The organism is Streptomyces sp. NPDC088812 (assembly GCF_044750285.1).
In the GTDB taxonomy this organism is placed as follows: domain Bacteria; phylum Actinomycetota; class Actinomycetes; order Streptomycetales; family Streptomycetaceae; genus Streptomyces.
Genome location: NZ_JBIVJP010000006.1, coordinates 81,368 through 94,967 on the forward strand (window position 1 = coordinate 81,368; position 13,600 = coordinate 94,967).

The window sequence follows — 13,600 nt, forward strand, 5'->3', positions numbered from 1 at the left end:
CGCCAAGTCCTTACTCTGGAGTAAGGTTACCGGTGGTAAGCCTAGGATAGTGGTGAGGAGCAGGTCGAGATGACAACCGTGCAGCGGCCGGAGGGGGTCCGCCGCGTCGCGATCATCGGCGGCACCCGTGTCCCGTTCGCGCGCTCCGACGGCCCGTACGCCACCGCCTCCAACCAGGAGATGCTCACGGCGGTGGTGGACGGCCTGGCCGCCCGGTACGGGCTCGACGAGCCCGGCGCCGTGGGCGAGCTGGTGGCCGGCGCCGTCCTCAAGCACAGCCGCGACTTCAACCTCGCCCGCGAGACCGTCCTCGGCTCGCGGCTGGACGCGCGCACCCCGGCCTACGACATCCAGCAGGCCTGCGGGACCGGTCTCCAGGCCGTGATCGCCGCCGCCAACAAGATCGCCCTCGGCCAGACCGAGTCGGCCGTCGCGGGCGGCGCCGACACCGCCAGCGACGCCCCGCTGGGCGTCAACGACCGCCTGCGCCGCATCCTGCTGGAGGCGCGGCGGGCCAAGTCGCCCGGCGCCCGCCTGAAGGCCCTCGCCCGCGTCCGCCCCTCCCACCTGGTCCCCGACATCCCCCGCAACGCCGAGCCCCGCACCGGCCTGTCCATGGGCGAGCACGCGGCGGTCACCGCCCGCGCCTGGGGCATCGGCCGCGAGGCCCAGGACGACCTCGCCGCGACCAGCCACCGCCGGCTGGCGGCCGCCTACGACCGCGGCCTCTTCGAGGACCTCGTCGTCCCCTTCCGCGGCCTGACCCGCGACCAGAACCTGCGCCCCGACTCGACGGTGGAGAAACTGGCCCGCCTCAAGCCGGTGTTCGGCCTCGACGCCCCCGACCCGACGATGACGGCCGGCAACTCCACCCCGCTCACCGACGGCGCCGCCGTGGTCCTCCTCGCCTCCGAGGAGTGGGCGACGGCGCGCGGCCTGGCGCCGCTGGCCTACCTGACCGCCTACGAGACGGCGGCCGTGGACTTCGTCCGCGGTGACGTCGCCGACGGCGAGGACGGACTGCTGATGGCCCCCGCGTACGCCGTGCCGCGCATGCTGGAGCGGGCCGGTCTCGGCATCGAGGACTTCGACCTGGTCGAGATCCACGAGGCGTTCGCCTCCCAGGTGCTGGCCACGCTGGCGGCCTGGGAGAAGCGGGGGCTGGCGCCGGTGGACCGGGAACGCCTGAACGTGGCGGGTTCGTCCCTCGCGACCGGCCACCCCTTCGCGGCGACCGGCGCCCGGATCACCGCCACCCTCGCCAAGCTGCTCGCCGAGCGTGAGGGCCCCGCACGGGGGCTGATCTCGGTGTGCGCGGCGGGCGGCCAGGGGGTGACGGCCATCCTGGAACGCCCCTGACCTGCATACTTGAGGGTAAGTCAGATAACCGCCGAGGATGCACAGCCCCGACCCCGGACCACCTCCGAACCCGCACAGCCTCCACACGACAACGCCGTACGATCTCCATCCTGACCGGGCGTGATCCCTCAGTTCCGGGGAGCGACCGGTCGACGCCTCGGTGCGCGAGGCCGTACGTCATGCAGGGGCGGTTCCCGTCACTGCGCGCCCAGGGAGCCGCCCGTGTCCACCCCGTACACCCGTTCCAGCGACTACGACGACGCTCCGCCCGCCCTGGTGGCGCCCGAGACGCGGCGGCTGGACGGCGCCGTGCGGGAGGCGTCCGTACCGGCCTTCGCGCGCCCGGTGACCCACGGGTCGCTCGCCGACCTGCCGTTCGAGAACGCGGAGGCGGCCCCGCACACGGTGGTCCTCAGCCGCCGGGGGCAGGACGGCGACCGGTGGACGGACGTGACGGCCGAGAGGTTCGCGGCGCAGGTGCACGCCGTCGCGAAGGGGCTGATAGCCGAGGGCCTGGTGCCGGGCGACCGCATCGCCGTCATGGCCCGGACGCGGTACGAGTGGACGCTGCTCGACTTCGCCGCCTGGGCCGCCGGCCTGGTCACCGTGCCCGTCTACCCCACCTCCTCCGTCTTCCAGGTCCGCTGGATCCTCCAGGACTCCGGCGCCGTCGCCCTGATCACGGAGACGCTCGGCCAGGCCGCCGCCATCGGCCCCGAACGCGACCGGCTGCCCGACCTGCGCCATGTGTGGGTGATGGAGAAGGGCCACGTCGAGACCCTCGCCGAGATCGGCGGCCACGTCCCCGACGCCGAGGTCGACGTCCGCCGGGGCGTCCTCGGCCCCGACACCCTCGCCACCCTCATCTACACCTCCGGCACCACGGGCCGGCCCAAGGGCTGCGCGCTCACCCACGGCAACTTCCTCGCCGAGGTCGACAACGCGATCGAGCTCCTCTACCCGGTCTTCAAGTCGTCCACCGACGACCTCTCCGTCCTCCTCTTCCTGCCGATGTCGCACGTCTTCGGCCGGATGGTCGCCGTCGCCTGCGTCCGCGCCCGCGTCCGCCTCGGCCACGCCCCCAGCCTGAAGCCCGCCGAACTCCTCCCGGACATGGCCGCGTTCAAACCCACCTGCCTCCTCGCCATCCCGTACATGCTGGAGAAGGTCTTCAACACGGCCCGCGCGAAGGCGGAGGCGGGCGGCCGGCTCACCTCCTTCGACCGCGCCGTGAACACGGCCGTCCGCTACGGCGAGGCCGTCGAGGCCCAGAAGACCGGCACCGGGAACGGCCCCGGCGCCACCCTCCGCGCCGCCCGCTCCTTCTACGACCCCCTGGTCTACCGCCGCATCCGCAACGCCATGGGCGGCCGCGTCCGCCACGCCATCTGCGGCGGCTCCCCGCTCGGCCGCCGCCTGGGCGCGTTCTACCTGGGCGCCGGCATCGAGATCTACGAGGGCTACGGCCTCACCGAGACGACCGGCGCCGCCACCGTCACCCCGCCGCAGAAACCCCGCCTGGGCACCGTGGGCTGGCCCCTGCCCGGCACGAAGATCCGCATCGCCTCCGACGGCGAGATCCTCATCGCGGGCGGCCACGTCCTGCGCGGCTACTGGGACCCGGCCGCCGGCGGAGTCGTCCCCGCCGCCCCCGACGGCTGGCTCGCCACCGGCGACCTCGGCGCACTCGACGACGAGGGCTACCTGACCATCACCGGCCGCAAGAAGGAGATGCTCATCACGGCGGGCGGCAAGAGCGTCGCCCCCGCCCCGCTGGAGAACTGGCTGCGCTCCCACCCCCTGATCTCCCAGGCCATGGTCCTCGGCGACGGCCGCCCCTACGTCTCCGCCCTGCTCACCCTCGACCCCGACGGCCTCACCCACTGGCGCCAGATGAACGGCAAGCACCCCGTCCCGGCGAAGCTGCTGATCGGCGACGAGGAACTGGAGGCCGTCCTCCAGCGGGCCATCGACGAGGCCAACAAGCTGGTCTCCCGCCCCGAGTCCATCCGCCGCTTCGCCGTCCTCCCGCACGACTTCACGGAGGCCACGGGCCACCTCACGCCGTCGATGAAGCTACGGCGTGAGGCGATCATGCGGGACTTCGCGGTGGAGGTGGAGGGGCTGTACCCGCGGTGAGGTCAGAGCCGCCCGGCGTGCGCGAGGAAGTCGGCCCAGGCGGGGGCGGAGAGGGTGAGGTGGGGGCCGCCGGGGTGCTGCTTGGAGTCGCGGACGTGGACGGTGTGGGGGCAGGCGGCTAGTTCGAGGCAGTCGCCGCCTTCGCCGCCGCTGTACGTCGACTTGCGCCAGGTGTAGGCGGTTTCGACGCAGTCGCCGCCTTCGCCGCTGCTGTAGCTGGACTTGAACCAGGTGAGGTTCGCGCTGTTCAAAGCTCCTCCAGCTTTTTCTCGATCAACCTTCGGGTCTCGCTGGGCGAGAGGGCCATCGCCCGCATGATTCCATAGCGGTCGCTGATCTTGCGGACCTCTTCCGGGTCGGTGATGAGCCGGGGGTAGCCCTGGGCCTCGGTGTAGGCCACCTGCGCGTGCTTCTTGAGAGTCAGCAGGTTGAAAGAGCTGTCGAGGTTGGGATGTTCCTCCACGTGCATCGGCATTACCTGGATCTCGACGTTCTGCCTGCTGCTGACGCTCAGCAAGTGCCGCAACTGCGTCGCGTGAACGTCCCGTCCGCCGATCGGCCGTTCCAGGACGGCCTCCTCGATGACGTAACTGACGATGGGGGCGGGCCAACGCTCGAAGACCTGCTGTCGGGAGAGCCGGTCGGAAACTCGTTTCTCGATCGTGTCCGCGTTCAGGAAAGGACGTCGCTTCGCGAACACCGCGTGCGCGTGCTCCGGTGTCTGGAGGAGGCCCTGCACCGCGTTGGTGGAGTAGTGGTGCAGCTCCACCGCCTCCGCCTCCATCGCCGCATAGCCTCGGTACCACTCCGGATGCCGAGTCCGTACCTTGCCCACCGCCTCCCGCACCTCGGGAACGGCGTCCGCGAGCATGCCCCCGGCGTCCAGTAGTTCGTCCGCCTTCTCGAGCACCTCCGGCCGGATGAGCCGCACCCCTCGCTCCATGGAGGAGATGGCGTCGGGCCCGTACCCCACCAGCTGCCCGAACTCCTTCTGCGTCAGCCCCTTCCGCTCGCGCAGCCGCTTCAGCATCTTGCCCAGCGCGGTGAACAGCCCCGTCGTCCCGTCGGCCTCCGCCGGTGTCTCCGGCCTCCGCTCACGTTCGTCCGTCACGCCACTCCGCCTTCCGTCTCACTGGTCACGCCGACACCACGTACGCCCGCGCGACCGTAGCCGTACCACTACGGAGAGTCGCCAGGTCGCCCCTGGCCAGCGTAGATACAACCGGCCAGGCTCGGTCGGGTGAACAGCAGAATCTCCCCCCAGATCTCCACCCCTCTCGGTGAACCGGTCGGCGAACTGACCGTGCGGCTCAGCTCCACACCCCGAGGGGCCCGCCTCGCCCGGCGGCTCACCGCGCAGCAGCTCGACGCCTGGGGCCACCCGCACGGCGGCGAGGCGAACGACACCGCCCAGCACGTCGTCGCGGAGCTGGCCGCCAACGCCGTCACGCACGGCCGGGTGCCGGGCCGGGACTTCGAGCTGCGGCTGCTGCTGCTCCCGGAGGGCGTGCTGCGGGTGGAGGTGGGCGACGCGCGGGCGGACCGGAAACTGCGGATCGTGCCGGGTTCCGAGGAGGCGGAGGGCGGCCGGGGGCTCGTCCTGGTCGCCGTACTGGCCCGGACGTGGGGCGTCACCGAGCGGGAGGTCGGCAAGACGGTGTGGGCGGAACTGCCGCTCACCTGACTACGGAAGCGAGCAACTCCATTGATCCCAGGCTTATTTACCGCGCCCCGACGTCCGACCGGCTGGGATGGCACGGCGGGCCTCCGGGACCCGCCCCACCCCCCACCTCCCTCGTCACCCGTCACCCGTTCCCGACCGGAGGTCTCCCCGCATGCGCTCTCCCGCCCGCTTACACCTGGCCCGGCGTTCCCTGCTCGCCGCGGCGCCCGCCGTCGGACTGTCGGGAATCGCCGCCGGTAACGCCGCCGCCCGGCCCGCGGCGGCCACGCCCCGTCCCCCCGGCCACCTGGTCCTCGACTACCGGCCGAGCCAGGAGACCGGCTGGCCGCCGCACCCCGGCAAGGCGACGGGGACGATCGGCGGGCACGTCGCCGCGCAGGACTTCACGTTCAACGGCACCCGGTACCGGATCAGCCTCCTGCCGTTCGGGCAGGACGGCGACGCGCCGGACCCCGTCTACGAGGACGTCCCGGCCGATCCCGACCTGGCGTTCGAGCGGACGCTGGCCGATGCCTTCGGCGACTCCTACGCGTTCCGGTACCAGGGCGGCTTCCCCGGGTCGGGGGAGTTGAGGGTCCAGTCGTACAGCGTCGCCGCCACCGAGGCGACGGCGGAGCAGCCGGGGACGACCTTCGGCGGCGGCGTGTACGTCGTGTACGACCCGGACGTCCGCCGCGGCGACCCGGGCGTCCACGACACGATCCGGTGGATCCAGGTCGTCCGCTCCACCGGCTTCGACACCAGACCGAGCGAGGTCGACAACCAGTACCGGGCGAACCCGTTCTACATGGACGGCGGCCTGACCTCGGTCGACGGCACCCAGGTCTGCAACTTCCACGACGAGGCCCTGTTCTCGCTCGACGGGAACTTCTCCCTGGAGAGCGAGTTCACGGCGGAGGTCTTCCTCGCCCGGGACACCGGCGACAAGGACGCGTCGGGCCGGGGGATCGTCAAGATCTTCGGCGGGCTGAAGTGGGGGTGGCAGGTGCGCCCGCTGCCGTAGCGCCCTCAGGCCTGCGGAGCCTCCGAGGCCCGCGGTGCCTGGTCGTCGTCAGGCGTCCGCGCCTTCCCCATCCCGGAGGTGAACCCGACCGGGGCGAGGAACAGCGCGGCCGTCGGGACCAGGTACACGAGCCAGGCCGTGGCCTGGAGGACCGTCGGGTCGGGCTGGAAGTTGAAGACGCCCTTGAGCAGGGTGCCGTACCAGCTGTCCGGCGGGATCGTGCCGCTGATGTCGAAAGCCAGGCTGGTCAGGCCGGGGAGGATGTCGGCCTCCTGGAGGTCGTGGACGCCGTACGCGAGCACGCCCGCCGCGACCACGACGAGCATGCCGCCGGTCCAGGTGAAGAACTTCGAGAGGTTGATCTTCAGTGCGCCCCGGTAGAACAGCCAGCCCAGCAGGACGGCGGTGGCCAGGCCCAGGGCGACGCCGATCAGCGGGCGCGGGGTGCCGTCACCGGCCGCGTGCACCGACGCCCACACGAACAGCGCGGTCTCCAGGCCCTCCCGGCCCACCGCGAGGAAGGCGGTCGCGACCAGCGCGCCGGTGCCCATCACCAGGGCCGCGTCCAGCTTGCCGTGCAGCTCGGTCCGCAGATGGCGGGCGGTGCGCCGCATCCAGAAGACCATCCACGTCACCAGGCCCACCGCGACGATCGACAGCGAGCCGCCGAGCGCCTCCTGCGCCTGGAACGTCAGCTCCTGGGAGCCGTACTCCAGGACGCAGCCGAAGCCGAGGGCGAGGGCGATCGCGATGCCGATGCCCGTCCAGATCGGCCGCAGGGCGTCCCGGCGGCCGGTCTTGACCAGGTAGGCGACCAGGATGCAGACGACGAGGCTGGCCTCCAGCCCCTCCCGCAGACCGATCAGGTAGTTGGAGAACACGGATCTACGCCTCCTCGGAGAACAGCGTCCGCCCCCACCAGTCGCTCGCGTCGCGAACGCCGGGCGGAACAGCGAAGACCGCCGAACCCACGTGCTGGATGTACTCGTTGAGCGCGTCGGACGACGAAAGCCGGCGCTGGAGCGGGATGAAGCCCTTGCGCGGGTCGCGCTGGTAGGCCAGGAAGAACAGACCGGCGTCCAGCCGGCCGAGGCCGTCGGTGCCGTCGGTGAAGGAGTAGCCCCGGCGCAGGATGGTGATGCCGTCGTTGGAGTCGGGGTGGGCGAGCCGCACGTGCGCGTCGGGTTTCATCGCCTTCAGGAACGGGGCGTCGTGCTCCCCGGCCTTGCCGACCGGTGCGCCCTCGCCCTTGTCGCGGCCGAAGACGTCCTCCTGCTCCTGCAACGACGTACGGTCCCAGACCTCGATGTTCATCCGGATGCGCCGGGCGACCAGGTACGAGCCGCCCGTCATCCAGCCGTCGTGCGCGCCGCCGTCCCCGTCGCCGACCCACACGTACTTCCTCAGCCGGGCCGTCTCGGTCCCCGCGATGTTGCGCGTCCCGTCCTTGAACCCGAACAGGTTGCGGGGGGTCTGGGCGTCCGGGGTCGTCGACGAGGTTTTGCCGAAGCCGAGCTGGGACCAGCGGACGGCGACCTTGCCGAAGCCGATGCGGGCCAGGTTGCGGATGGCGTGCACGGCGACCTGCGGGTCGTCGGCGCAGGCCTGGACGCACAGGTCGCCGCCGGTGCGGGACTTGTCCAGGTTGTCGCCGGGGAACGTGGGCAGGTCGACCAGGGCCGCGGGCCGCCGGTCCGCAAGGTCGAACCGCTCGAAGAGGGAGGGACCGAAGCCGAGGGTCAGCGTCAGCCGGGACGGGCTGAGACCCAGCGCCTCGCCGGTGTCGTCCGGGGGCGCCTCGGCCAGCCCGCCGTAGGCGCCGTCACCGACCGCCTCGCCGGCCGTCATCCGCCGCGCGGCCGCCGTCCAGTCCTTGAGCAACCGCACGAACTCCGCGCGGTCGTCGGTCTTCACGTCGAACGCGGCGAAGTGCAGCCGGTCCTGCACCGCGGTGGCGATCCCCGCCTGGTGCGTGCCGTGGAAGGCGACCGCGCCGCCGGCGTCGGCCGGGCCGCCGTCGTCACCGGCGCGGGCCAGGGCCACCGCGCCGCCGGCCGCGGCGGCACCGAGCGCGAGCCCGGCACCGCCCCAGCCGATGAGCGCGCGGCGGGTGGGCGCCTCGGCCCGTACCGGACCGGGGACGGCCGGGCTCCCGGCTCCGGGCCCGTCCGCACCGGTCCGGCCGTCCTGTCCGTCCCGGGGCTCCTCGCCGCCCACGCTGTCCCGACTGTCCCGACTGTCCCGACTGTCCCGACTGTCCCGGCTGTCCGTGGACCCTGTGCTGTCCTGGGTGCTCTGCCCGTCCTGGCTGTCCGTCATGACCGCGGTCCGTTCCGTTCCTCGGCTCGCCTCGTCCCCGCTACTTCACGACGGCGGCGGCCAGCTTGGACAGCGGCTCGGCGAGCGCGTTGACCGCGTCCGACAGCTCCTTGCGGTCGTCCGCGCCGACCTTGTCGTAGGAGGTGAAGTCGTACGAGCTCGTGCTCGGGCGGTACCGGTCGAGCAGGGCGGTCAGCGCGGCGAACTGCTTGTCCAGCTCGGTGGTCAGCGCGGCGTCGTTCTTCTTGGCGACGGGCTTGAGCAGCTCGTACGCCTTCTGCGCGCCCTCGACGTTGGCCTTGAAGTCGACCAGGTCGGTGTGCGAGTAGCGGTCCTCCTCACCGGTGACCTTGCCGGTGGCGACCTCGTCGAGGAGCTCCTTGGCGCCGTTGGCCATGGAGGTCGGGGTGATCTCGGCCTTGCCGACCCGGTTCTGCCAGTCCTCCAGGTCGGTCACCAGCTGGTCGGCGAGGGTCTTCTCGGCGGAGCCGATCTTCTTGTCCTGCCACAGGGCCTTCTCCAGCCGGTGCCAGCCGGTCCACTCCTGGCCCTCCTCCAGGCCGTCGGCGCGGGTGTCGACCTTGGGATCGATGTCGCCGAAGGACTCGGCGACCGGCTCGGTGCGCTCCCAGCCGATGCGGGAGGGCGCGTACGCCTTCTTCGCGGCGGCCAGATCGCCGGCCTTGATCGCCGCGGCGAAGGTCTCGACCTCGGGCAGCGTGGCGTCGGCCTGCTCCTGCGCGTACTTGCGGTAGGCGGCGACGGCCGCGTCCAGCTGGGGGTCGCGCTGGGCGACCGTGCCACCGGTGACGGTCAGCTTCTGCCGTACGCCGTCGCCCTTCATGCCCGGACGACAGGCGATCTCGTACGAGCCGGCCTTGACCTCGGCGGTCAGCGTGTACTTGGTGCCGGGGCCGATGTTCTCCTTCTCCGACACGATCCGGTCGTCGGGGAAGAGGATCTCGACCTCGGTCGCCTTGGAGCCCTTGTTCTGGATCTGGAGGGTGACCCGGCCGGCCGGAACGGACTGGGTGGAGGTCGTGCACTTGGAATCGGCGGCGGTCACCTGGATCACGCCGCTGCCCTTGGCGTCGGCCTTCTGGGTGCAGCCCGTGACGGCGGCCAGGGCCGCCGCGGTGGCGGCGGCGGTGACGACGGAGAGGCGGACGGCTCGCATCAGGGCTCCAGGGCAGCGGGGGAGAACGGCGCGGACGCCGTACGGTGGCCCGTCCGGCATGGTGAGGCTGCCCTAACTTAACCGAGGATTACCTCGGTCATACCTACCGGAGTCGTGATTCGTCTCTCACGGAGAACGCACTGTCATGGCTTGATGTCGGTGGCCAAAAATCGCCCCCAAGGAGTGGTCAAGCGAGGGTCAACGCGCCGGACCGTCGACCGGGTGGAGGTGACCCCCGTCACATCCCTCTCGGTCGTCCTGCGGCTTCCGGGCGATCAGGTAGGCCTGCGGGACCTTCGCGCTGAGGTCGGAGTCGTTCTCGCTGACCGTCCGGGTGTGGAGGGTGAACCCGGCCGACACCAGCAGGCCGGCGACGGTCTCGGGCTGCCGGCGCAGGAAGTCGAGGGCGACCGGGTGGCCCCAGGGCCGGTCGAGGTGCCGCGGCTCGTCGCCGACCTGGAAGGCGATCAGGAGGTGGCCGCCCGGGGTCAGCACGCGGTGGAACCCGGCGAAGAGGGCGGGGAGTTCGCCGGTGGGGACGTGGATGGAGGAGTACCAGGAGACCACCCCGTCCAGGGAGCCGTCCGCGTGCCCGGCCAGGTCCAGCATGGAGCCCCGCTCGAACCGGATGCCCGGGTTCTCGCGGCGGGCGATCGCCAGCATCGACTCCGACAGGTCGACGCCGTGGGCCGCGAGGCCCCGCGACGCGAGGAACCCGGTCACCCGGCCGGGGCCGCACCCCAGGTCGGCCACTGTGCCGCCCCGGCCGACGATCTCGGCGTACGCGGTGAGCAGGGCCCGGTCCAGCGGCTTGTCCGCCAGCACGTCGCGGAAGTGGTCGGCGTAGTCGTCGGCGACGGTGTCGTAGAAGGCGCGGGTCGTGGTGAGGAAGTCGTCGGTCATGGCGGCACACGCTAGGGCCTGCGGGGGCCGCCCGTGCGGGAAGCGGCGGTATGCCCCGAGGAGGGTGTATGGGGCATGGATGTACGGCGTCGACCGACCTTTGACGAAAACCTTGCGGGCTAGGTTTTCGTGACCTATGTTCGCGGAGCGCCGGGACGGACCGGTGCAGCGAAGGAGCATCCATGATCCAGCGAAGCTGCCGGGACCTGCGCGTCGAGTACCTGCGCCGCCCCCTCGCGGTGGGTGCCGTCTCCCCCCGCTTCTCGTGGATCGCCGACCACGCGCAGACCGCGTACCGCCTCGTCGTGACGGACGCCTCGGGCTCCGTGACGTGGGACTCCGGTCGCGTCGACAGCTCCGAGACGTCGCTCGTCGCGTACGCCGGCGCGCCGCTCGCGGCCGGCGCCGACTTCGACTGGCGGGTCGAGAGCTGGTCGCGGGACAGCGTGCTCCAGGGCGGTTCGACCTTCGGCACGGCCCCCGACCTGGACGCGTGGAGCGCTCCGTGGGTTGAGCCCGTGCAGGTCTCCGCCGTCGTCGAACGCTGGTCGCTCGTCGACTGGATCCGAGGCGGCGGCCCGACGGAGCCGGTGGAGGAGCGCCTGCGTCCCGCGCACCTGCTGCGCCAGGCATTCGTCCTCGACGAGGTTCCCGTCCGGGCCCGCCTGCACATGACGGCACGGGGCGTGTACACCGCCTGGCTGGGCGGCGAGCGCGTCGGTGACGAGGTGCTGGCGCCGGGCTTCGACAGCTACGCACACCGCATCAGCGTCCAGACGTACGACGTCACGCGGCAGCTGACCGCCGGTGAGAACGTGCTCGCGGTCGCCCTCGCCGACGGGTGGTGGGCGGGACGCATCGGGCTCACGGGTTCGAGCGCGCAGTTCGGCGACCGCACCTCCGTGACGTGGGAGCTGCACGCGGCGTTCGCCGACGGCCACACCCGCGTCATCCGTCCGGGCGCCGCCGACGTGCGCAGCACCACGGGGCCGTGGCGGTACACGGACCTCTTCGTCGGAGAGTGCTACGACGCCCGCGCGCTCCCCGACGGATGGAGGGAATCCGGCTTCGACGACAGGGCGTGGACGCCCGTGATCCAACGCGGCGCCGACGCCCGTGCCCTCGTGCCGTTCCGGGGCGAGCCCGTCCGCCGCGTCCAGGAGATCCCGGCGCGAACCGTCCGCGCCACGCCGGAAGGGTGGATCGCCGACTTCGGCCAGGTGATCGCCGGCCGCGTGCGCCTGACGCTGCCGGCACTGCCGGCGGGCAGCCGCGTCGTCGTCGAGCACACGGAGACGCTGGACTCCGACGGCTCCTGGTTCGTCAACATCGCGGGCATCAACAAGGAACAGACCGACGTCTTCGTCGCCGACGGCGAGGAAGCGGAGTGGGAACCCGAGTTCACCTTCCACGGCTTCCGGTACGCGCGGGTCCGCGGCGTCGACGAGCTGCGCCCGGAGGACGTCGTCGCCGTCGTCCTCTCGAGCGACCTGGAGCAGACCGGCCGCTTCTCGACCTCCGACGCCCGCCTGAACCGCCTGCACGAGAACGTCGTGTGGAGCCAGCGCGCCAACTTCCTCTCCATACCCACCGACTGTCCGCAGCGCGAGCGCGCGGGATGGACGGGCGACCTCCAGGTGTTCGCACCCGCGGCGGCGAACATCGCGCTCGTCGCACCGTTCGTCTCGCGCTGGCTCGACAACCTGCGCTCCGACCAGCGCGCCGACGGACGCGTCACCATCACGTCGCCCCACTCCCCCTTCGACGCCGAGGCGGCGGAGCAGGCGACGGGCCTCGGCGGGATCGTCGCCGCCGCCGGGTGGAGCGACGCGATCGCGATCGTGCCGTGGACGCTCTACGAGCGGTACGGCGACATCCGGGTCTTGGAGGAGAACTCCGACGCCGTCCTCGCCTGGATCGGCTACCAGACACGGACCGCGGCCGACGAACTGCCCGCCGCTCTCGTCGCCGGGGACCTGTCGCCCGAGCGGCGTGCCCGGCAGGCACTCCTGTACAACACGGGTGAACACTTCGGGGACTGGCTCACGCCGAGCACGATGGAAGGGCGGCCGACGCACGAGGCGATCGGCATCGCACCGGCGCTCACCTCCGAACTGGTCGCGCCGATGTTCCAGGCGCACACCCTGACCCTGGCGTCGCGGACGGCGGAGGTCCTGGACCGGCCGGAGGCGGCCGCACTGGCCGAACGCGCCGCACGCGTGCGGGAGGCGTTCGCCGCGGAGTACGTCTCCGCGGACGGCGGACTCCCCGTGCGGCTGCAAGGCATGTACGCCCTCGCGCTGGGCCTCGACATGATCCCGGACGACCTGCGTGAGGCGGCGGGCGACCGGCTCGCCGAGCTGGTGCGCGAACGCGGCAACCGCCTCGACACGGGCTTCCTCTCCATGCCGTACCTCCTCGACGCGCTGTGGGACACCGGACATCGCGATCTCGCCCGCGCCGTGCTGTGGCAGAGCGAGGCGCCCTCCTGGCTCTCCCAGGTCGACCACGGTGCGACGACGATCTGGGAGACCTGGGACGCGATCGCTCCCGACGGCGCCATCCGCACGATGTCCTTCAACCACTACGCGTTCGGCTGCGTGGACGACTGGCTCTTCCGCCGGGTCGCCGGCATCACCCCCACGGCGCCCGGGTACCGCCGGGTGCGCATCGAGCCGGACCTCGATGCGGGCGTGACCCGCGTCGACGCCGCGGTCGGCACGCCCTACGGCGAGATCGCGGTGGACTGGCGGCGCGCGGAGGAGACCGTGACCGTCCGGGTGACCGTGCCCTTCGGCGTCGAGGCCACCCTCGTCGTCGCGGGTGAGACCGTGCCGCTGGGACCGGGAACGACCGAGCGCGCCTGGGACCGTGTCGACGAAGGAGCGCAACCGTGCCCGCGGTGACCGGGAAGAGCGCGCCGGGTCCGGCCGGCGTCCGCGTACGCGCCCCGTTCCTCCGCGGGACCGCAGCGGGATCCGACGAGCACGTCCCCTCGGCCGCTTTACGGCCGCGG

General features: G+C 72.1%; 11 protein-coding genes. 5 read left to right on the forward strand and 6 right to left on the reverse strand.

All coding sequences use genetic code 11. The features are described 5' to 3' along the window. The first annotated feature begins 69 nt into the window (after positions 1-69). Together ACIP67_RS12605 and ACIP67_RS12610 are read left to right on the forward strand one after the other, a co-directional pair. Positions 70-1,359: an acetyl-CoA C-acetyltransferase gene (locus ACIP67_RS12605; protein ID WP_401691137.1), complete on the forward strand. Its 1,290-nt coding sequence runs from the start codon at positions 70-72 to the stop codon at positions 1,357-1,359. 222 nt (positions 1,360-1,581) lie between these two features. Further along, positions 1,582-3,498, forward strand: coding sequence for an AMP-dependent synthetase/ligase (locus ACIP67_RS12610; protein ID WP_401691139.1), 1,917 nt, complete (start codon positions 1,582-1,584; stop codon positions 3,496-3,498). Positions 3,499-3,500: 2 nt separating this feature from the next. Here the strand turns inward: ACIP67_RS12610 and ACIP67_RS12615 are convergent, their stop codons facing one another. Both ACIP67_RS12615 and ACIP67_RS12620 read right to left on the reverse strand, forming a co-directional pair. Beyond that, a complete protein-coding gene (locus tag ACIP67_RS12615) occupies positions 3,501-3,749 on the reverse strand; it encodes a DUF397 domain-containing protein (protein ID WP_401691141.1) in 249 nt (82 codons plus the stop codon). Beyond that, the gene (locus ACIP67_RS12620; protein ID WP_401691143.1) at positions 3,746-4,609 is read right to left on the reverse strand and encodes a helix-turn-helix domain-containing protein; all 864 of its coding nucleotides are present in this window, start codon (positions 4,607-4,609) and stop codon (positions 3,746-3,748) included. The genes ACIP67_RS12615 and ACIP67_RS12620 overlap by 4 nt, the downstream gene beginning before the upstream one ends. A gap of 129 nt (positions 4,610-4,738) precedes the next feature. Here ACIP67_RS12620 and ACIP67_RS12625 point away from each other — a divergent pair, with 129 nt between their 5' ends. Continuing rightward, the gene (locus ACIP67_RS12625; protein ID WP_401691145.1) at positions 4,739-5,182 is read left to right on the forward strand and encodes an ATP-binding protein; all 444 of its coding nucleotides are present in this window, start codon (positions 4,739-4,741) and stop codon (positions 5,180-5,182) included. Between the two features lie 151 nt (positions 5,183-5,333). Then, on the forward strand, positions 5,334-6,185 hold the full coding sequence (locus ACIP67_RS12630) for a hypothetical protein (protein ID WP_401691146.1): 852 nt from the start codon (positions 5,334-5,336) through the stop codon (positions 6,183-6,185). 5 nt (positions 6,186-6,190) lie between these two features. On the opposite strand, the gene efeU is transcribed toward ACIP67_RS12630, so the two are convergent. From efeU to ACIP67_RS12650, 4 genes are all read right to left on the reverse strand, one after another. Further along, positions 6,191-7,066, reverse strand: coding sequence for an iron uptake transporter permease EfeU (gene efeU / locus ACIP67_RS12635; RefSeq protein WP_401691148.1), 876 nt, complete (start codon positions 7,064-7,066; stop codon positions 6,191-6,193). A 4-nt stretch (positions 7,067-7,070) separates the two neighbouring features. Then, entirely contained in the window at positions 7,071-8,504 is a 1,434-nt protein-coding gene (gene efeB / locus ACIP67_RS12640) for an iron uptake transporter deferrochelatase/peroxidase subunit (protein ID WP_401691150.1), read from the reverse strand. 40 nt (positions 8,505-8,544) lie between these two features. Further along, positions 8,545-9,681, reverse strand: a complete 1,137-nt coding sequence (gene efeO / locus ACIP67_RS12645; protein ID WP_401691152.1) for an iron uptake system protein EfeO — start codon at positions 9,679-9,681, stop codon at positions 8,545-8,547. A 198-nt stretch (positions 9,682-9,879) separates the two neighbouring features. After that, complete coding sequence (locus ACIP67_RS12650) at positions 9,880-10,584, reverse strand: class I SAM-dependent DNA methyltransferase (protein ID WP_401691154.1); 705 nt, start codon at positions 10,582-10,584, stop codon at positions 9,880-9,882. A gap of 182 nt (positions 10,585-10,766) precedes the next feature. Between ACIP67_RS12650 and ACIP67_RS12655 the strand changes: the two genes are divergently transcribed. Then, positions 10,767-13,490 (forward strand): family 78 glycoside hydrolase catalytic domain, encoded by a 2,724-nt coding sequence (locus tag ACIP67_RS12655; protein ID WP_401691155.1) that lies wholly within the window; start codon positions 10,767-10,769, stop codon positions 13,488-13,490. Positions 13,491-13,600: the final 110 nt, after the last annotated feature.

Coding starts and splice junctions, on each gene's coding strand:
- ACIP67_RS12605 (WP_401691137.1), top strand. CDS start 70: ATGACAACCGTGCAGCGGCCGGAGGGGGTCCGCCGCGTCGCGATCATC.
- ACIP67_RS12630 (WP_401691146.1), top strand. CDS start 5,334: ATGCGCTCTCCCGCCCGCTTACACCTGGCCCGGCGTTCCCTGCTCGCC.
- efeB (WP_401691150.1), bottom strand. CDS start 8,504: ATGACGGACAGCCAGGACGGGCAGAGCACCCAGGACAGCACAGGGTCC.
- efeO (WP_401691152.1), bottom strand. CDS start 9,681: ATGCGAGCCGTCCGCCTCTCCGTCGTCACCGCCGCCGCCACCGCGGCG.
- ACIP67_RS12650 (WP_401691154.1), bottom strand. CDS start 10,584: ATGACCGACGACTTCCTCACCACGACCCGCGCCTTCTACGACACCGTC.
- ACIP67_RS12655 (WP_401691155.1), top strand. CDS start 10,767: ATGATCCAGCGAAGCTGCCGGGACCTGCGCGTCGAGTACCTGCGCCGC.